We start from the raw sequence: 18279 nt of genomic DNA on the forward strand, positions 1-18279 counted from the left end.
CGCAACTAATCCCCAGAAGACTACATCTACCGACTACACGGCGGACTGTCTGTCCTGTCACGTGCCGGCGCGAACGTCAGACTGGATCTACACTCACGGCTATCCGCCCCTGAACCGATAAGCGGGGTGTGGCGTCGATGATGTGTCACTGGTCAAGCCGCTGCCCTGCACCGAACAGTTCGGGAAGCGAGGTCACGTCGACCACTGGCAAGGCGCTGTTGCGCCTTCGCTTTCGGAAGCTACCCATGGCCCCTGGCATGAGATGTCGAACGGGCTTTCCAACGCTGCGACATTTCCACCAAAGAGACAAATGATCGAGGAGACAATTATCATGAAGGCGATCGTGGTAACGGACCAGGCTGCGGGAATGGCCGGGATGAAGCTGGTGGAGCAGCCCGAGCCGCAGGCAGCGATAAACGACGTCGTCGTTCAGGTTCATGCGTCGGGATTCACCTGGGATGAGCTGACGTGGCCCTCGACCTGGACCGATCGCCTCGGCCGTAACCGGACGCCGGTTATTCCCGGGCAGGAGGTGGCCGGAGTGGTTACCGCCCTCGGCTATGGCACGACGGGACTGTCGGTGGGACAGCGGGTGTTCGGCCTCTCAGACTCGTATCGCGGCGGCACCCTGGCGGAGTATGTGGCCGTCGAGGCACGCAACCTCGCGCCGCTGCCGGGCGACGTCGACTTCACGGTGGGCGCGAGCGTGGCGATGCCGGGCCTGACTGCGTGGCAGGGACTGTTCGAGCACGGCCACCTTCAGGCGGGGCAGAGCGTCCTCGTGCACGGCGCGGCCGGCGCAGTCGGGTCGATTGTAACCCAGCTCGCACGTGAGGCCGGCGCCTACGTCATCGGCACCGGACGCGCTGCCGACCGTCAGAAGGCGCTCGACTTCGGCGCGCAGGAGTTCGTCGACCTCGAGAACGACGTCCTCGAGGACGTCGGCGAAGTCGATCTGGTGTTCGACGTCATCGGCGGCGACATCGCGAAGCGGTCCGCGAGCCTGATCCGACCCGGAGGAACGCTGGTGACCATCGCCGGGCCGACCGAGGCGCGGCCCGCCGACGGCCTGGCGATCGACTTTGTTCTCGTGTCCGATCGTGCCCAACTGAGTGAGATCGTCCAGCGGGTGCGGGACGAGCGACTGCGGACGAACATCGGCAACGTCGCGACCCTCGACGAGGCCGTCGCCGCCTTCAACCGGACGAAGCGGATCAAGGGGAAGACGATCATCCGCGTTCGTCCGTGAGCGACACGCGCCCATCGATGCACGCGGCCGGCCGGCGCTGTCCAGATCGGCCGGCTGCGTCCTATCAGACCCACCGGGGGCAAGCTGGGAGATTACCCGTGGCCCCTGGCACGAGATTTCGAACGGGCGTTCCAACGCTGCAACATTTCCAGCAAAGAGACAAATGACCGAGGAGAAAATTCTCATGAAGGCGATCGTTGTGACGGACCAGGCTGCGGGAATGGCCGGGATGAAGCTTGTGGAGCGGCCCGAGCCGCAGGCAGCGATAAACGACGTCGTCGTCCAGATTCATGCGTCAGGATTCGTCCCCACTGAGCTGACGTGGCCCTCGACCTGGACCGACCGCCGCGACCGTGACCGAACACCGTCGATCCCCGGCCACGAACTGGCCGGAGTGGTCACCGCTCTCGGCTACGGCACGACGGGGCTGTCAGTGGGACAGCGGGTGTTCGGCCTCGCGGACTGGTATCGCGACGGCACCCTGGCCGAGTATGTGGCGATCGAGGCACGCAACCTCGCGCCACTGCCGGGCAACGTCGACTTCACGGTGGGCGCCAGTCTGCCGATCTCGGGCCTTACCGCGTGGCAGGGACTGTTCGAGCACGGCCGTCTTCGGGCGGGGCAGAGCGTCCTCGTGCACGGCGCGGCCGGCGCAGTCGGGACGATGGTGACGCAGCTCGCGCGTGAGTTCGGCGCCTACGTCATCGGCACCGGACGCGCCGCCGACCGTCAGAAGGCGCTCGACTTCGGCGCGCAGGAGTTCGTCGACCTCGACAACGACACCCTCGAAGACGTCGGCGAAGTCGATCTGGTCTTCGACGTCATCGGCGGTGGCATCCAGAAGCGGTCCGCGGGCCTGATTCGACCCGGGGGAACGCTGGTGTCCATCGTCGGGCCAGCCGAGGCGCGCCTCGCCGACGGCCTCGCGGTCGACTTCGTTGTCGAGTCCGATCGTGCCCAACTGGGTGAGATCGTCCAGCGGGTGCGGGACGAGCGACTGCGGACGAACATCGGCAACATTGCGACCCTCGACGACGCCGTGGCCGCCCTCAACCGGACCGAGCGACGCAAGGGGAAGACGATCATCCGCGTTCGTCCGTGAGCGACGCCCGCCCATCGATGCACGCGGCCGGCCGGCGTCCAGATCGGCCGGCTGCGTCCTATCAGACCCACCGGGGGCAAGCTGGGAGATTACCCGTGGCGCCTGGCATGAGATGTCGAACGGGCTCCATCCCTGCAGCATTTCCAGCAAAGAGAGCGAAAACGCTCTTGTACTTCAACCTATCCCTTCACGCATAGGAATCACCACAACCAACGGAATCACCATGACCAACCAGATGAGCCTCTACGAGGCCATGTGCCGAATCACCTTCAAGTTCAACCAGAGCCCGATCCAAGCCCTTGTCCTGGAGCACGCCAAACATCGAGAGGCAGCATGAGCAACTGGCTGTACCTAATCGGATCGTTTTGCTTCGTAGCCGGGACGCTCCTCAACATGGTGCAACGATGACCTTCAGCCTGGACTTCAACCACGGCGCCCTGAAGGACGCCAACGACCCGCGCGCTCGGGACATCAGCGAGCGGATCAACCCCCACATCGACGCGGCGCTATTCCGCGCCCGCGATGAGGTTTGAACCCACTTCCATCCGCTGCAGCAGGCCGACGCTGTCCAGGTCGGCGGGCTGCTTTCTATCAGCCCCCAGCCACAAGAGGCGGCCATGGCTTTCACCCTAAAGATCAACGGCACACCCCATGAGGTCGATGTTGATGGCGACACCCCGCTGTTGTGGGTGCTGCGCGACGTGCTCGGTATGACCGGAACCAAGTTCGGCTGCGGCCAGGCGCTATGCGGGGCTTGCACCGTGCATGTTGACGGCGCGATGACGCGGTCCTGCATCACTACCGTCGACAGCGTCGGCGAGAGCGAGATCACAACTATCGAGGCGATCGCCCAGACGCCGCAGGGCGCAGCCTTGCAGAAAGCGTGGCTGGAGCTGGAGGTGGTGCAGTGCGGCTACTGCCAGTCCGGCCAGATCATGTCGGCGGCGGCGCTGCTAAAGTACACGCCCAAGCCGACGGATGACGATATCGACGCCGCCATGTCGGGCAATGTCTGCCGATGCGGCACCTATCAGCGCATCCGCGCGGCGATCAAGCACGCTGCAGGAGTTTGAAATCATGGATGAGCTTGTTCTGAAAGAGCAGATTGTCGATGAAGCAGCGATGTCGCGGCGCGCCTTTCTTCGAGGCACAGGTTTGCTGCTTGGTTTTGCGCTGACCGGTGCAAGCACGGAGTCCGTCTTCGCGGCGCCTGCTTCGCGGGTGGTCGAAAACGAGGTCACAGGTACTTTCGCGCCGAACGGATTTATACGGATCAATCCAACCGGCGCCGTCATCCTGGTCATTCCGATGATCGAGATGGGACAGGGGGTTTACACGTCGCTCTCGATGCTTCTCGCTGAAGAACTGGAAGTGAACCTTGACCAGATTCAGGTTCAGCATGCGCCAGCAAATCATGCGCTTTACGTCAATTCGATCATAGGCATTCAAAATACAGGTGGTTCCGCCTCTGTCCGCGCCTTCTGGACACCGCTGCGTCAGGCAGGGGCAGTGGGTCGTCATCTGCTGATTGCGGCAGCCGCAAAGCGCTGGAATGTCGATCCAGCGACTTGCCGCGCCAAGGACGGCGTCGTGTTCGATGCGTCAGGCTCGAAGCATCTGACCTACGGTGCACTTGCCAAGGCCGCAGCGAAATTGCCTATGCCGCCCACGGCGAACGTCAAATTGAAGGATCGGAAGGATTTTAACCTGATCGGCACGCGTGCCAAGCGCGTGGATTCAGCAATAAAGGTCGATGGGCGCGCGCTCTACGGCATCGATACGCGATTGCCGGATATGAAGGTCGCAGCAGTTGCTATTTCGCCCGTGCTCGGTGGCAAGGCGAAAACGGTGGACGAGAAGGCGGCGCTGGCAGTGAAGGGCGTCCGGCAGGTGGTGAATATCGATGAAGCTGTTGCAGTTGTAGCCGATCACATGGGTGCGGCGAATAAGGGGCTCCAGGCCGCCGCCATCACGTGGGACCACGGGCCGAACGTCAAGGTCAGCAACGCCGATATCGTCAAGCAATTGGAAGAGGAATCCAAAAAGCCGGGCGCTGTTGCCCGTAACGTGGGTGATGTGGGGAAGGCACTTGCGGAGGCAACGCAACGGGTTGAGGCCATCTATCAGGTGCCTTTCCTGGCCCATGCGGCGATGGAGCCGATGAACTGTACCGTTCATCTGCAGAAGGATCGTTGCGACATTTGGGTCGGGACACAGGCGCCTACGATCACACAGTCTCAGGTGGCCGAACTCACCGGCCTGCCAAAGGATGCAATCAAGATTCACAATCATCTGATTGGCGGTGGTTTCGGCCGAAGGCTGGAAGCCGATGGCACGGTGCTGGCCGTCAAGATCGCCAAGCACGTCGATGGTCCGGTGAAGGTGATCTGGAGCCGCGAGGAAGACATCCAGCACGATATGTATCGGCCGTACTATCTCGATCGGCTGTCGGCTGGACTTGATGCGGCCGGCAAGCCGGTTGCTTGGACGCATCGGATCGCCGGCTCCTCAGTCATGGCTCGCTATTATCCCCCTTACGTCAAGGACGGATTGGACCCCGATGCCGTAGAAGCGGCGGCCGAGCCGCCCTATGCGCTGCCCAATATCCACGTCGACTTTGTCCGGGTCGAGCCCCCTGGCGTCCGGACGTCCTGGTGGCGCGGTGTCGGACCGACTCACAATGTTTTTGTGGTCGAAAGCTTCCTAGATGAGCTCGCGCATGCCGCGAAGCAGGACCCCGTCGCTTATCGCAAGGGATTGCTTGGCCATAATCCGCGAGTGCTTGCTGTTCTTTCGCTTGCTGCGGAAAAAGCTGGGTGGGGATCACCACTTCCCGCGCGGCATGGCCGCGGGATTTCGGTACAATTCGCATACGGAAGTTACACGTCGCAGGTCGCCGAAGTCGAAGTGGCGTCCGATGGCTCTGTCAAAGTCAAGCGGATCGTCTGTGCGATTGATTGCGGCATGTACGTCAATCCCGATACGATCGAAGCGCAGGTTCAAGGTGGAACGCTTTTCGGGCTGACTGCTGCGCTCCATGGCTCGATCACCTTCAAGGATGGACGCGTCGAGCAGAGCAACTTCGACAGTTATCTGCCGATGCGTATCGACGAGGTGCCGGCGGTGGAAACGCACTTGATTGAGAGCATCGAAGCGCCAGGCGGTATCGGTGAAGCTTCAACGTCCATCGTCAGTGCCGCGGTGGCCAATGCGATCTTTGCCGCAACCGGCAGGCGCCTGCGCAGCCTGCCGTTCGATACTGACTCGCTGAAGTAAGGATCGTCGCAGCAATGCCCCCAATACCCGCGGTGGAGAATTCTGTCCGGCGCGAGGGCTACGCCGAATATCTCGATCAGGTTGAGGAGGTTTAACATGCATCAGCGCGCAGTATTCACTGTGGGATGCTTTTGGGGGATGCAGGACATGATCCGCAAGCTTCCCGGCGTTGTCTCAACTCGCGCCGGCCATGCTGGAGAGAACCCTGCATCGTACAAATCACCATGTCCGGACTTCCCACCTGGTCTCAGCGCAAGCGACGAACCTTTTGACTATGTCGATACGCCAAAACTGCGAGAACCCTATCTCGGCTGGTGCGGCGTAAGCGGATTTGAACTTATTGCCGTCGGAGCGGCGGCATGAGACGGACTGGCGCCTGCTTTTGTTGTCCGGCGATAGTGGCACTGATCTTCGCCGCCGCGCCCGCGAAGGCCGGCGACAACTCCATTGATGTCGCTGTGATCGTCTATGACGGGGTGCTGACCAGCGATATCATTGCTCCGCTTGAAGTCTTCGGGAACGCCGCCAGGAAACCCTGGCTGCACAAAATCAATGTCGAGGCCGTTGCCGCGGACGGGGATCTCGATATCCTTACCGAGGAAGGCATCAAGCTGAAGGCCGACAGGCTTCTCGCTGCAGCGCCCCGCTATGACGCGGTCATCGTGCCCAGCCGCTACGGCATGGACGCCGTTCTCGGCAACCGGGCGCTCATCGACTTTATACGGGATCAGGCAAAAACGGCTCACTGGATGGCGAGCAATTGTTCGGGCGCGTTGGTATTGGCCCAAGCGGGCGTTCTCAACGGAAAACGGGCAACGACCTGGGCAGGTGGCGAAGCATCGTTTCAAAAGAAGTACCCGAACGTGCTTGTGCAACACGACATCAACATCGTCATTGATGACGGCGTCCTGACGTCCAATGGCAGCGTCGTCTCATACGAAGCCGCGATCGCCTTGCTTGCGAAGCTGACGAGCGGCGAATTCGCCGCGGAAGTTGCCAATGATCTTCAGTTCAAACGTGTCGCCAATGCTGTCCTGCCGCCGCGGCTGCACTGGAAACTTGCCTTCGGCATCGCTGCGGCTGCCTTCCTGTCCGGTACGTTCGTTGCGGGTCTCACATTGTTGATACGTACCAGGAGGACAAAACGGTGATCAGCCGTCATCGTGCCCGCTCTCATGGAACTTGCCCAGGGCCGCCAGCATCCCGGCTTCCCCGTCGCTCGGCCTGTCTGGCGCTTGCCATGGGTGCGCTTGTCGTTAGCCCAGTCGGTCCGGCGCTCGCGCAGTCCGCACCGCCTCCACCTTCCGTGACCGTGAGCGCGCCGCTGCAAAAGGAAATCGTCGAGTGGCAGCAATTCACCGGGCAGTTCGCCGCGGTCGACTATGTCGAGGTCAGGGCACGTGTGAGCGGTTACCTGACGGAAATCCACTTCCAAGACGGGCAGATCGTCAACAAGGGCGACCTCCTGTTCGTGATCGATCCCAGGCCCTATGAGGCCGCGCTCGCCTCGATGCGCGCCCAGCTCAGCCGGGCCGAGGCGCAGGTCGACCTGGCGAACATCCAGCTCAAGCGCTCGGCCGAGCTGCGCCGGCGCGATTACGAGCCGGCCAGCAGCTACGACCAGCGGGTCTCCGATCTGAAGGTCGCCACCGCCGCGGTTGAAAACGCCAAGGCCGCCATCCGTTCGGCTGAGCTCAACGTAGAGTTCACGCGCATCACGGCGCCGATCACCGGGCGCATTAGTCGCCATCAGGTCAGCATCGGCAACCTGATCAGCGGCGGCGAGAGCGGGTCGGCCGGCCTGCTGACCACGATCGTCTCGCTCGACCCGATCTACTTCTATTTCGACATGAGCGAAGCGGACTACCTCGCCTTTGAGCGCGCCACGGCCAGGGGCAGGATGCGGTCGACGCGCGACAGTTCGGTCGGCGTCTCCCTCCATCTCAGCGACGAGAAGGGCTGGCCGCACGACGGGCACCTGAGCTTCGTCGAGAACCAGGTCGATCGCGCCGCGGGCACGATCCGCGCCCGCGCCGTCTTCCCCAACCCCGATCTTTTGCTGACGGCGGGGCAGTTCGGCCGCATTCGCGTCCCGGGCTCCGAACCCTACCGGGCCATCCTGATACCCGACGCCGCCATCGTCACCGACCAGTCGCGGAAGATCGTGCTCACCGTCAATGACGACAACGTCGTCGTGTCCAAGATCATACGGCCGGGACCGAGTCAGGAGGGGCTGCGCATCGTCCGCTCCGGCCTGTCGCCGACCGACAAGATCATCATCAACGGCTTGGCGCGGGCGCGGCCGAACGCGAAGGTCGCGCCGCATCCCGGCACCATCGAAGTTGAGCCCGAGACCGACTGAGCCTGGCGGCGCACCATGAAGCTGACGCACTTCTTCATCGACCGGCCGATCTTCGCGATGGTCGTGTCGATCTTCATCACCCTGGTCGGCGGCATCTCGTACTTCTCGCTGCCCGTCGCGCAGTATCCCGAGATCGCACCACCGACCATCGCGATCAGTGCGAGCTATCCCGGCGCCTCGGCACAGGTGGTGAGCGAAACTGTCGCCACGCCACTCGAACAGGAGATCAACGGCGTCGAGAACATGCTCTACATGTCTTCGCAGGCGACCAGTGACGGCAAGCTGTCGCTCACCGTGACCTTCGCGCTCGGCACCAACCTCGACGTCGCCCAGGTGCTGGTGCAGAACCGCGTCGCCGTGGCCGAGCCGAGGCTGCCCGAAGAGGTGCGGCGCCTCGGGATCACGGTGCGCAAGAATTCGCCGGACCTGATGATGGTGGTTCATCTCAGTTCGCCGGACGGGTCCCGCGACCAACTCTATATCTCGAACTATGTGACCCTGCAGGTCAAGGACGTGCTGGCGCGCCTCGACGGCGTCGGCGACGTGCAGATGTTTGGTGCGCGCGACTATTCGATGCGTATCTGGCTCGATCCGGAGAAAGTCGCGGCGCGTAACCTCACCGCCGGCGAGGTCGTGGCCGCGCTCAGGGCCCAGAACGTACAGGTCGCATCCGGCGTGCTCAATCAGCCGCCGGTGCCTCAGAGCCACGCCTTTTCGGTCAATGTCGAAACCCTGGGCAGGCTGGCCGACGTCCGGCAATTCTCCGACATCGTCGTCCGAAACGACCCGGACGGCCGCGTGACCCGCATCCGTGATATCGGCCGGGTCGAGCTGGGCGCGCGGGACTACAACTCTAACGCCTACCTCGATGAGCGGGAAGCGGTGCCGATGCTGATCTTCCAGCGGCCCGGCTCGAATGCGCTCGCCACCGCAGGCCGCATCAAGGCGGCGATGGAGGAGCTTTCGGCGTCGTTCCCGGCCGGGCTGAAATATGACATCGTCTACAATCCGACGGAGTTCATCGCCGAGTCGGTGCACGAGGTCTACAAGACGATGTTCGAGGCCGTCATTCTCGTCGTCGTCGTAGTGATCGTCTTCCTGCAGACTTGGCGCGCCTCGCTGATCCCGATCGTGGCGATCCCGGTGTCGCTGATCGGCACGATGGCCGTGATGGCGGCGGCCGGCTTCTCGCTGAACAATCTCTCGCTGTTCGGCCTGGTGCTGGCCATCGGCATCGTGGTCGACGATGCGATCGTCGTGGTTGAGAACGTTGAGCGCAACATTCGTGCCGGCATGTCGCCGCGCGAGGCCTCGCATGCGACGATGGACGAGGTGGGCGGCGCGCTGATCGCCATCGCCCTGGTGCTCTCGGCGGTATTCATTCCCGCAGCCTTCATTGCCGGCATCTCCGGCCAGTTCTTCCGGCAGTTCGCCGTGACCATCGCGTCGGCGACGGTATTCTCCTGCATCGTCTCGCTTACCCTGAGCCCCGCGCTCTGCGCCCTGTTGTTCAAGCCGCACAGCGAGCATGCCGGCGCCCAGTCCTTTGTCACGCGCACGGTCGGCACCTTCTTCCGCGGCTTCAACATCGGCTTCGACAAGCTGTCCGCCGGCTACGGCCGATGGACCGCCGCATTCGTGCGCCGTAGCGCCATCTTCCTCGCCGCCTATGCCGGGCTGATCGCGCTCGCCGGCTGGCAGTTCACGCGGGCACCCACCGGCTTCATTCCGGCTCAGGACCAGGGCTACCTCATCACGGTGATCCAGCTCCCGCCCGGTGCCTCGCTACAGCGAACCGATGCGCTGGTGCGCAAGGCGGCCAAGGTCATCTTCGAAACCAAGGGTGTCGCGCATGCCGTGCCCTTTGCCGGCTTCGACGGCGCCACCTTCACGTCGGCGCCGAACGCCGGCGCCATCTTCGCCGCCCTGGCGCCGTTCCCCGACCGCGTCGCTAAGGGGCTTTCCGCCGACCACATTCTAGCCGATCTGCGCAAGCGCCTCGGCGCGCTCGAGGAGGCCTTGATCATCGTCATTCCGCCTCCCCCGGTGCGCGGCATCGGCACCGCGGGCGGCTTCAAGATGATGGTGCAGGACAAGCGCGGGCGCGGTCTGCAGGCGCTCGAGGCGGCCACCCAGGAGCTGGTTACCGCCGCCAACCAGACGCCCGGCCTGGTCGGTGTGTTCTCGCTGTTCAATACGCGCACGCCCAAGCTCTACGCCGACATCGACCGCGTGAAGGCCGAGATGCTGGGCGTTCCCGCCGACAACGTGTTCGACGCGCTCGAGGTGTATCTTGGCTCGGTCTACGTCAATGACTTCAACTATCTCGGGCGCACCTACCAGGTCACCGCCCAGGCCGAAGGCCAGTTCCGGCAGACCATCAACGACATCACCAACTGGAAGACGCGCAGCGCCGCCGGCCGCATGGTGCCGATCGGCGCGGTGACGACGTTCCAGGACATCACGGGTCCCTATCGAGTGCCGCGCTACAATCTCTATCCGGCGGCGGAGCTGCAGGGCAATACCCTGCCCGGCTATTCGACTGGCTATGCCCTTGCCGCCATGGAGAAGCTCGCCGCCGAGCACCTGCCGGACGGTTTTGGCTTCCAATGGACCGAGCTTGCCTACCAGGAGAAGCTGGTAGGCAACACCGGTCTCTTGGTCTTCGCCGCTTCCGTGGTGTTCGTCTTTCTGGTGCTGGCCGCGCAGTACGAGAGCTGGTCTCTGCCGCTTGCCGTCATCCTGATCGTGCCGATGTGCCTGCTAGCGGGCGTGAGCGGCCTGTTGTTGCGCGGCATGGAAGTGAACATCCTGGCGCAGGTCGGCTTCGTTGTGCTGATCGGGCTTGCCGCCAAGAACGCGATCCTGATCGTCGAGTTCGCGCGCCAGGCCGAGGCCGAGGGTACGAGCCGCATCGAGGCCGCGGTCCAGGCCGCCCGCACGCGCCTGCGGCCGATCCTGATGACCTCGTTCGCCTTCATCCTGGGCGTCGTGCCGCTCGCCATCGCGGTCGGCGCCGGATCGGAGATGCGCCAGTCGCTCGGCACCACGGTGTTCTTCGGCATGCTGGGCGTGACTGGCTTCGGCCTGATCTTCACCCCAGTGTTTTACGTCACCGTGCGCAACCTCGTCGACTGGCCGCAGCGCCGCCGAGTGCCGAAGCGCCCGACCTCGACCGCGTGAGACCTCAAGCGCAGCCCCGAGCAGCAGGACTGCCACCGCGCGACAATAGAGCGCCATTGCGATGCGGTGCGCAGATGCGTCCCTTTCAAGCCGCGTGGACTGCAGGTCACCAACAAGGGACGATTGGCGTAGGCCCTGGTGATAGCATCAGTCACCAAGCCGATGCTGTCTTCCCGGAAGCGGTATTGTGATCAGAATAGACCTTCCAAAGTCGACTTCAATTCTCGAACGGGGCGTCATGCCGTTGAAGGGCGGAACGAAGCTAGACGTTCGAATCTGGTTTCCAGTGGATACCGATGTTCGCCCAGTCCCGGCGGTCGTGGAATACCTCCCTTATCGCAAGAGACCCCGAATGCACGAGCGAGATGCACGCACATATCCCTATCTTGCTGGTAGTGGGTACGTCCGTGTTCCAGTTGATATCCGAGGACGTAGTGACTCTGAGAGGACTGCTGGAAGACAAATACGCGAAGCAGGAGCATGACGACGCGCTCGAGGTGATCGCCAGGGTCGTTGATCAACCTTGGTGCACAGGTCGCGCGGGCATGACGGGATTCTCGTGGGCGGCTTCATTGGGCTGCACGTTGCGGCACAGCGACCTCCGGTCCTTAAGGCGATTGTGACGTTGTGCTCTATCGACGACCGATGATTTCCCTCGCCCGCATTGCAAGGTCGTTCTTCAAAAGCATGGTCCAATTTCAGGACCAGACACCGAAGGCGCTGCGCCAGCTACAGGTGCTGATTGAACGATACAAGAGGCGCGAAAGCGAAAGACACTGATGTCCCACGAAACCTACGACATTGTCATTGTTGGCGCGGGCACAGCCGGCTGCGTTGTTGCGAGTTACATCGCCGAACACACCGATGCGTCGATCGCGCTGATCGAAGCGGGCGAGATGGATCGCGATCCGTTCATCCACATTCCTGCCGGCTTCGCCAAAATGCTGGTGCACGACCGGCATGTCTGGAGATACGAGACGGTTCCCCAGCACGGCACCAAGCGAGCTTATCGCTCCGACAAGGTGCTCGGCGGCGGCTCCTCGATCAATGCGATGACCTACGTCCGTGGTCAGAGGCGCGACTACGCTGCCTGGCAGGACGCGGTCGGCGACACCGGCAAATGGTCGTATGAAGACCTCCTGCCCGTCTTCATGGCGCAAGAAGACAACGACACCTTCCACGACGAATATCACGGCATCAATGGTGGCCTGGCGGTCCAGTTGCCTAAGGGCATCAACAAGCTGAACCAATACTGCCTGAAGGCCTTCCAGGAATATGGCGTCCCCTTCAATCCCGACTATAACGGCAAGAGCCAGATCGGCGTCTCGCCCGTGCAGTCCACGGTTGGAAATCAGCGCCGGTGCAGTGCGGCCGATGCTTATCTGCGTCCGCACCTGGCGTCGGGCCGCGTAACCCTTCTCACGGGGAAGGCCGTCGTTCGCATTCTTATCAAAAACAAACGGGCTGTCGGCGTTGAACTGAGCGACAAGGGCCTCGAGTCAATCATGGCCGGCGAGGTCGTGCTGTCGGCCGGGTCCGTCCATAGTCCGACGATTCTCATGCACTCGGGCATTGGGCCGGCTGAGCAGATGCGCCAGCACGGCATCGCAGTGATCGTCGATTCTCCGGAGGTGGGCGAAAATCTCCAGGACCACCCGATGGTACCGGTCCGTGCCTATGTAAAGGGCAATCTCGGCTATCAGGCGGCCGCGCATGGCCTCGGCACTGTCAAGGCGGGCCTGCGCTATCTCGTTACCAAAGATGGCCCGCCGTCGGGCAACGGCATTGAAACGGTTTCCCACTGGAATCCGTCCGACTTCACCGCCGAGCCCACGATCCAATGCTATCACACTCCTATCATCTCGAACCAGGAACACAGCCCGACGGGCGACCGCTCCGGCATCACCTTCGAGCTCGTAGTGCTTCAGCCCAAGAGCCTCGGTTGGGTGCGGTTGGCTGACAGCAACCCGACGTCGATGCCCCTCATCAACCCGAACTTCATCGGCGAGGAGGAAGATTTGAGGGCCGTGGTGGAATCGGTGCGCGCGATCCGCGAGGTTATGGCCCAGGAGTCGCTGGCGCCGGTGATCGAGGAAGAGATCGATCCTGGCCCGCACATCCAGTCGGACGCGGAGATTGCCGAGTATGCGAAGCGCGCCGTGACGACGATGTGGCACCCGGTCGGCACGTGCCGGATGGGCCAGGATGCACGAGCGGTGGTTGACGCACGGCTCAGGGTTCGCGGGGTCGACAGCCTCCGAGTGATCGACGCCTCGATCATGCCGAACATCACTAGCGGCAATACCAACGCCCCGACCCAGGCCCTCGCGCGCCACGCCACGGCGATGCTGGTCGAGGATCTGAAGCGGACTTAAGGAGCCCTGGCGTAAGTCGACGACGGCGCCGGCAGCGGTCTCCCGCCCGTGTCCGCCGGCGGGGCGGAGGGCGTTCCCGCCGACAACGTGTTGGACGCGCTCGAGGTCGATCTCGCCTCGGCCTACGTCAATGACTTCAACCAATTCGGCCGCACTTACCAGGTCACGGCCAGGCCGGAGGCCAATTCCGGCAGACCCTGTACGACCCCGCTGGAAGACGCCGCAACGCCGCCGGCGCATATTGCCGATCGGCGTGGTGACGACGTTCCAGGACATCACGACCTCGTTTGCTTTCATCTGGGCGTGGTACCGCTCGGCATCGCGGTCGTCGCGGGCTTAGAGATGCGCCAGTCGCTCGGCACCACGTTGTTCTTTGGCTTGCCGGGCGTGCCCGGCTTCGGCCTGATCTTCACCCCCAACGTTCTACGCCACCATGCGCGACCTCACCGACTGGCCGCAGCGCCGCCGGCGCGTTCCGCGCGCGGCCCAATTTTCCCCTCTGAGTGGATTCCGCTCGGGGGAGGTGCCCACAAGGCGGGCCGAAGGGTTATTCGAAAGGACCATTCGCGCTTCTGACCCCTTCGTCGCCGCAAGACGGCGACACCCCCTTGGGCGGGTTCCGCCAAGGGGAGAAGACGCACACTCACCACGTATCGATGGTCGGCCGTTTCTTGTGGGCTGGCGCGAACTTTGGGCCGCCAACGTTGCGCCTGCTTTCAGTGCCAGATTCCGTAAGTCGATACTTGATGTCGAGGGAGCGCATCCGCTTTCAAGGCGGTCCCACCCACGGATCTTCGATGGCTGCGACGGCCTCTAGATCGTTCAGGTACTCGGTCGCGGCCGGCGAACCGTTTTGGTTCCCGACTGGGCTCAACGTTGTGGCGATGTCGGCGCCCCTCCCGAGTGTCTTGCCGACAGGGCACTGATCAGCCATGAGCAGAATTCGTCCACGCTGTTCATCGTCGAGTGGACCGGAGAGAAAAAGCACTCGGTCATACCGGTCACGCCCTTCCAGCGACCCCTGATCCCAGGATCCTCTTTTGTAGGCCACAGCGACCTGAACCCGCTCGAGCGGAAACTTCTTGCGATCTGCATACACGCGAATGGTCATCGCGGTGCAAGCGGCCAGCGAAGCGCTTAGTAGTTCGTACGGAGTGGGACCCGATGTCCCGTTTTCAGTTCTCCGTGAACCACCGATCAAGAACGCAGAACCAGGGACCTGCCCCAACAACTGCATGCGTTCAATCCCTGTTTCCGACACCAGCATGTAGTCGCCGGCGATAGCAGCAGCTGACAAATTTGAGGACATGGGCATGCTCCCGAACAGCCTGATAAGTGGCTCGGGTGCGATTTAGCAAGCGTTGTCTCTCAATGCGAGTCACGCTGGTGTCTGGTGGATGCAGGGACACCTAAAGTGGACTTCCGGCCTCGTTGGCGCGGACATATACGGCACCGACCGTCGCCAAACATTAGAACAGCGCGCCAGCAACCATCGCAGTGTCAGATCCTGATGCCAGGAAGGCCGCAGCCAGCAAGTATGATGCTCATGAGCGCAGTCCTCAGCGACCCGCCGAACCGAGAGATCGTATTGTTGTTCAGGTCGGACTCGGCCCCGACCTTGCGGCCCTCCGCTATAGTCAACACGAGCGTTGAGATTGGCACGGCAACGCGGACATGCCGCGGAGAATTCCAGCATCGATGCGTTCGCGCAGCCGCCATCTGTTAGCCGTCGCCTCGATGTCTCCGTGTTAGTGCTGGCGAACCGGCCGGGCGGCGTTAGCGATGAACGTCACTATTCCGAGCCCGAAGTGCGTAAACGCGCTTGCATGGCTATGAAATGGTCGTTCTGGACCGAGCGCGCTTCCTCCTCGGCGTTCCCAATGTCACCAAACGAGGTTGCGATGGTGCAACCGCCAGTCAGCGCAACATGGACTGGGCAACCCTCTGCTATGGCAAGCAACTGGCTCCGTTGATCTTCAGTGAGATCACCGTCGAGGGCGAGAATGCGTTCAAAGCATACCTGATTGGCGCCATTCTTTCCGAGGTACTTAACAGCCACTCGGACTCGCGAAAGTCTCCAGGTCCGCTGATTAGCGAAAAACCGGACAGTCATCGATGTGCAGGCACCCAGGGCACCACAAAGCAGATCGTACGGATCTGGACCGCCACCCCGACCTCCAACCGCTGGCGCCTGGTCTGAGAGGAAGGATACCCCTCCGCTTCTGATCTCGACTTGAAACGGCCCGTTCTGCGTTTCGCAAAGTACCACTGTTTTGTGCATCTCGGATGGATCTGACACGGCATGCCTCGTTGTCGGCGGGAGCAGGCCCCTATCGAAGTCAAATGCACGGTCGCCCGCAAGTGAAGCTGTGTGCCGGTGGAATTTTGGACACGGATTGAAGATCTTCAGAGAGGGCAGGGGAGCGTATGTCGTCGCCGGATGACGAGGCTGTCGCCGCCGTCAACTCGACCGAGCGGGAAAATGTTCCTGCGTCCGCGAGGACGCACAAGCCAATAGTCCTTCGGTGATCTCTCGTGCGCTGCGGTTTTCTAATCACAGCGCTTTTCAGCCATTGCGGATCTAGTGCCTTTGGACCGGGGCTCGGAACGCGAGCCCAGGTCCACAGGCGCTACGGATCAACCGAACTGGAAGGGTTCGGCTGGCAATGATCCGCCAATCACACCGTTTAGCGTGGTCCAGTGCATCATCTCATCGGCCGAAATCTGAGCAAAAAGTTGGGATAGTCCGGAATCCCGGATGCTCGATATCTGGCTGATATAGCCGCTGGCGGCGCCCCGTTCGAGCGTTGTCGCCAGAGAAAGAACGTCGGCCTGCGACTTGAGCGCGCCGAGTTTCAGCTGAGAGACATAGTCGTCATCGCTCTTCGGCGCGACCGGCGTCGCGCCGATGTTGCCGATGAGCTTTGCCAACGCGTCGCGATGACCTTCGTGATGGCTTTTGAAGAGCAGGGCGACTTTCAGGGTGTCAGGGACAAGAAGGCCGCTGCCGCCCGCAATCCGATACGCCGCGATCCCAGCATGCTCACCGGCGAGCGCACTCTGGATGACTTCAACATCCTGCGAAATGTCGTGTGCTTTTCCCGTGATAGCCAAAACAACCTCCTTTTCTGGCAGGGCAGGTGCGGCCTTCCGCACCTGCATAGTTTCGATGGCTCGGCGTTCAGTTGCTGTGCTTGTTCACCCTCGAGTGGTTTGGGTTACTGCTTCACCAGTCCATCGCCAGTGGAACGTAGCGGTGCCGCACCAACTGCGAATCCGAATTGTGCATCCAGTCGTCCGGGGGGATGGCTATTGAGCGGAAGCGCATAGCTATTTGGGCGCAGTGGCATAGCGCCGATGGGCGGCGCGACCTACATCATGGTCGATGCTTGCGTGTCGCTGAGGTGATGGCCCCACTCTGAAGGGAATGCACGTGATGGTGGATGGATCAGAGCCAGCCTTCGAAGTCGGTCTTTTCCACACAAAGGTTGACCCGGCAGCCAACGACGACCGCTTCTATCAGGCGCTTGTGCCCTTCGACTCTTTTGATGACGTCGTGCGGCGAGATCGATACCGCCCTCTGCCTAGTGACTGGATCATCGCCGTTACGGACGTCAGCCACTCAACCGAGGCTATTGAACAAGGACGGTACCGCGAGGTGAATACGGCCGGCGCAGCGGTTCTTGCTGCCGTCAGCAATGCACTACCCGACCTCGAGTTTCCGTTCATGTTCGGGGGCGATGGCGCGAGCTTCGCCGCACCTGGCGCCTACTCGTCCATTATCAAGGACACGTTGGCAAAGACCGCCGCTTGGGCTGAAGACGCATTGGGTCTTACGTTGCGGGCTGCGGTCATTCCTATTGCGGACATTCGTGCTCAGCACTTGGACGTCCTGGTAGCCCGTTTCGCACCCTCTTCGAATGTCACCTACGCGATGTTTGCCGGCGGAGGACTTGCCTGGGCCGAGCGCAAACTCAAGCAAGGCAGCTACACCGTCCCACGCGCGCCCATGGGAGTAACAGCGGATCTCACAGGTCTTTCGTGCCAGTTTGCGCCGATCAGTACCAAGCACGGCGTCATCTTGTCTCTTATCGTCGTTCCGCGCGATGATCCGACTTCGTTCGTAGAACTCATACAGGAGGTCCTGCGGATGCTCCGTTCAGATGATCCCGGCCTACGTCCATTGCCTGCCGAAGGCCCGCTGCCCGCATGGACCGGCGACCATCTTGATCATGCAATAAGGACGGGCAGCCGAAAGATGCCCTTTGCGTTTCGGGCAGCTAATTGCCTGCGCGCCATCGTGGCGCGAGTGCGCACCTTGCTGGGCTTTCCTATTGGAGGCTCTGATGAAGCTCGGTTCTGGCGAGAACTTGTGGAGAATACAGACTTCCGAAAGTTCGATGACGGCCTGCGCATGACAGTGGACTGCTCATCTGAACTCGCCGACGTCATAGACGCACGCTTGGAAGAGGCTCAGCGACAAGGCGCGTGCTTTTTCGGAACGCATCGACAGCTGGCCGCAAATCTTACGTGTTTTGTGCCATCACCCACGCAAGCCAACCACGTGCACTTCATTGATGGTGCTTCCGGGGGCTACGCCTTCGCTGCGGCCAACTTGAAGCGAAATATTGCAAGCAGCTGCGTTACACGAGGAGCTCGTGCTTTGGCTGCACATGTCAGACCGATCAGACGCTCCGTCTAGGAGTGCTTCGGGTAGGCTCGCTGAGTCCGT

Annotated in this window: 16 protein-coding genes and 1 pseudogene; 14 read left to right on the forward strand and 3 right to left on the reverse strand. The window is 62.1% G+C overall.

Going from position 1 to position 18279, the window contains the following annotated elements:
• Positions 1–331: 331 nt before the first annotated feature.
• From RSO01_RS23715 to RSO01_RS23770, 13 genes and pseudogenes are all read left to right on the forward strand, one after another.
• On the forward strand, positions 332–1249 hold the full coding sequence (locus tag RSO01_RS23715; protein WP_147152026.1) for an NADP-dependent oxidoreductase: 918 nt from the start codon (positions 332–334) through the stop codon (positions 1247–1249).
• A gap of 184 nt (positions 1250–1433) precedes the next feature.
• Positions 1434–2351, forward strand: coding sequence for an NADP-dependent oxidoreductase (locus tag RSO01_RS23720; protein WP_147152138.1), 918 nt, complete (start codon positions 1434–1436; stop codon positions 2349–2351).
• 404 nt (positions 2352–2755) lie between these two features.
• Positions 2756–2884, forward strand: coding sequence for a hypothetical protein (locus RSO01_RS49515; protein ID WP_281291493.1), 129 nt, complete (start codon positions 2756–2758; stop codon positions 2882–2884).
• An 84-nt stretch (positions 2885–2968) separates the two neighbouring features.
• Positions 2969–3424 (forward strand): (2Fe-2S)-binding protein, encoded by a 456-nt coding sequence (locus RSO01_RS23725; protein ID WP_147152029.1) that lies wholly within the window; start codon positions 2969–2971, stop codon positions 3422–3424.
• A 4-nt stretch (positions 3425–3428) separates the two neighbouring features.
• Positions 3429–5627 carry a xanthine dehydrogenase family protein molybdopterin-binding subunit gene (locus RSO01_RS23730; protein ID WP_147152030.1) on the forward strand — a complete coding sequence of 733 codons (2199 nt, stop codon included), beginning with the start codon at positions 3429–3431 and terminating at the stop codon, positions 5625–5627.
• A gap of 96 nt (positions 5628–5723) precedes the next feature.
• Positions 5724–5840 (forward strand): annotated as a pseudogene (locus RSO01_RS49955) (peptide-methionine (S)-S-oxide reductase); the annotation flags it as partial.
• Between the two features lie 185 nt (positions 5841–6025).
• Positions 6026–6778: a DJ-1/PfpI family protein gene (locus RSO01_RS23740; RefSeq protein WP_218037439.1), complete on the forward strand. Its 753-nt coding sequence runs from the start codon at positions 6026–6028 to the stop codon at positions 6776–6778.
• Positions 6779–6939: 161 nt separating this feature from the next.
• Complete coding sequence (locus RSO01_RS23745) at positions 6940–7989, forward strand: efflux RND transporter periplasmic adaptor subunit (RefSeq protein WP_218037440.1); 1050 nt, start codon at positions 6940–6942, stop codon at positions 7987–7989.
• A gap of 15 nt (positions 7990–8004) precedes the next feature.
• A complete protein-coding gene (locus RSO01_RS23750) occupies positions 8005–11172 on the forward strand; it encodes an efflux RND transporter permease subunit (protein WP_147152039.1) in 3168 nt (1055 codons plus the stop codon).
• A 238-nt stretch (positions 11173–11410) separates the two neighbouring features.
• On the forward strand, positions 11411–11656 hold the full coding sequence (locus RSO01_RS49520; protein WP_281291495.1) for a CocE/NonD family hydrolase: 246 nt from the start codon (positions 11411–11413) through the stop codon (positions 11654–11656).
• Complete coding sequence (locus RSO01_RS49030) at positions 11538–11795, forward strand: CocE/NonD family hydrolase (RefSeq protein ID WP_281291496.1); 258 nt, start codon at positions 11538–11540, stop codon at positions 11793–11795. The genes RSO01_RS49520 and RSO01_RS49030 overlap by 119 nt, the downstream gene beginning before the upstream one ends.
• Before the next feature lie 156 nt (positions 11796–11951).
• Positions 11952–13547, forward strand: a complete 1596-nt coding sequence (locus RSO01_RS23765; RefSeq protein WP_147152045.1) for a GMC family oxidoreductase — start codon at positions 11952–11954, stop codon at positions 13545–13547.
• Positions 13548–13637: 90 nt separating this feature from the next.
• Entirely contained in the window at positions 13638–14123 is a 486-nt protein-coding gene (locus RSO01_RS23770; RefSeq protein WP_147152047.1) for an efflux RND transporter permease subunit, read from the forward strand.
• Between the two features lie 193 nt (positions 14124–14316).
• On the opposite strand, the gene RSO01_RS23775 is transcribed toward RSO01_RS23770, so the two are convergent.
• The 3 genes from RSO01_RS23775 to RSO01_RS23785 all read right to left on the reverse strand — a co-directional run bounded on the left by RSO01_RS23775 (position 14317) and on the right by RSO01_RS23785 (position 16703).
• Positions 14317–14856, reverse strand: coding sequence for an OsmC family protein (locus RSO01_RS23775; protein ID WP_170303306.1), 540 nt, complete (start codon positions 14854–14856; stop codon positions 14317–14319).
• A 483-nt stretch (positions 14857–15339) separates the two neighbouring features.
• Entirely contained in the window at positions 15340–15828 is a 489-nt protein-coding gene (locus RSO01_RS49960; RefSeq protein WP_373867939.1) for an OsmC family protein, read from the reverse strand.
• 356 nt (positions 15829–16184) lie between these two features.
• The gene (locus RSO01_RS23785) at positions 16185–16703 is read right to left on the reverse strand and encodes a ferritin-like domain-containing protein (RefSeq protein WP_170303307.1); all 519 of its coding nucleotides are present in this window, start codon (positions 16701–16703) and stop codon (positions 16185–16187) included.
• A gap of 271 nt (positions 16704–16974) precedes the next feature.
• Between RSO01_RS23785 and RSO01_RS23790 the strand changes: the two genes are divergently transcribed.
• Entirely contained in the window at positions 16975–18249 is a 1275-nt protein-coding gene (locus RSO01_RS23790) for a DUF3095 domain-containing protein (RefSeq protein ID WP_147152057.1), read from the forward strand.
• The last annotated feature ends 30 nt before the right edge of the window (positions 18250–18279 follow it).

This window comes from Reyranella soli (assembly GCF_007992495.1).
Classification (GTDB): Bacteria; Pseudomonadota; Alphaproteobacteria; order Reyranellales; family Reyranellaceae; genus Reyranella; species Reyranella soli.

What these genes read in the sequence shown, in the direction of transcription:
- RSO01_RS23715 (WP_147152026.1), top strand. Translation starts at nt 332, where the DNA reads ATGAAGGCGATCGTGGTAACGGACCAGGCTGCGGGAATGGCCGGGATG.
- RSO01_RS23720 (WP_147152138.1), top strand. Translation starts at nt 1,434, where the DNA reads ATGAAGGCGATCGTTGTGACGGACCAGGCTGCGGGAATGGCCGGGATG.
- RSO01_RS49515 (WP_281291493.1), top strand. Translation starts at nt 2,756, where the DNA reads ATGACCTTCAGCCTGGACTTCAACCACGGCGCCCTGAAGGACGCCAAC.
- RSO01_RS23725 (WP_147152029.1), top strand. Translation starts at nt 2,969, where the DNA reads ATGGCTTTCACCCTAAAGATCAACGGCACACCCCATGAGGTCGATGTT.
- RSO01_RS23730 (WP_147152030.1), top strand. Translation starts at nt 3,429, where the DNA reads ATGGATGAGCTTGTTCTGAAAGAGCAGATTGTCGATGAAGCAGCGATG.
- RSO01_RS23750 (WP_147152039.1), top strand. Translation starts at nt 8,005, where the DNA reads ATGAAGCTGACGCACTTCTTCATCGACCGGCCGATCTTCGCGATGGTC.
- RSO01_RS49520 (WP_281291495.1), top strand. Translation starts at nt 11,411, where the DNA reads ATGCCGTTGAAGGGCGGAACGAAGCTAGACGTTCGAATCTGGTTTCCA.
- RSO01_RS49030 (WP_281291496.1), top strand. Translation starts at nt 11,538, where the DNA reads ATGCACGCACATATCCCTATCTTGCTGGTAGTGGGTACGTCCGTGTTC.
- RSO01_RS23765 (WP_147152045.1), top strand. Translation starts at nt 11,952, where the DNA reads ATGTCCCACGAAACCTACGACATTGTCATTGTTGGCGCGGGCACAGCC.
- RSO01_RS23775 (WP_170303306.1), bottom strand. Translation starts at nt 14,856, where the DNA reads ATGTCCTCAAATTTGTCAGCTGCTGCTATCGCCGGCGACTACATGCTG.
- RSO01_RS49960 (WP_373867939.1), bottom strand. Translation starts at nt 15,828, where the DNA reads ATGCACAAAACAGTGGTACTTTGCGAAACGCAGAACGGGCCGTTTCAA.
- RSO01_RS23790 (WP_147152057.1), top strand. Translation starts at nt 16,975, where the DNA reads ATGCACGTGATGGTGGATGGATCAGAGCCAGCCTTCGAAGTCGGTCTT.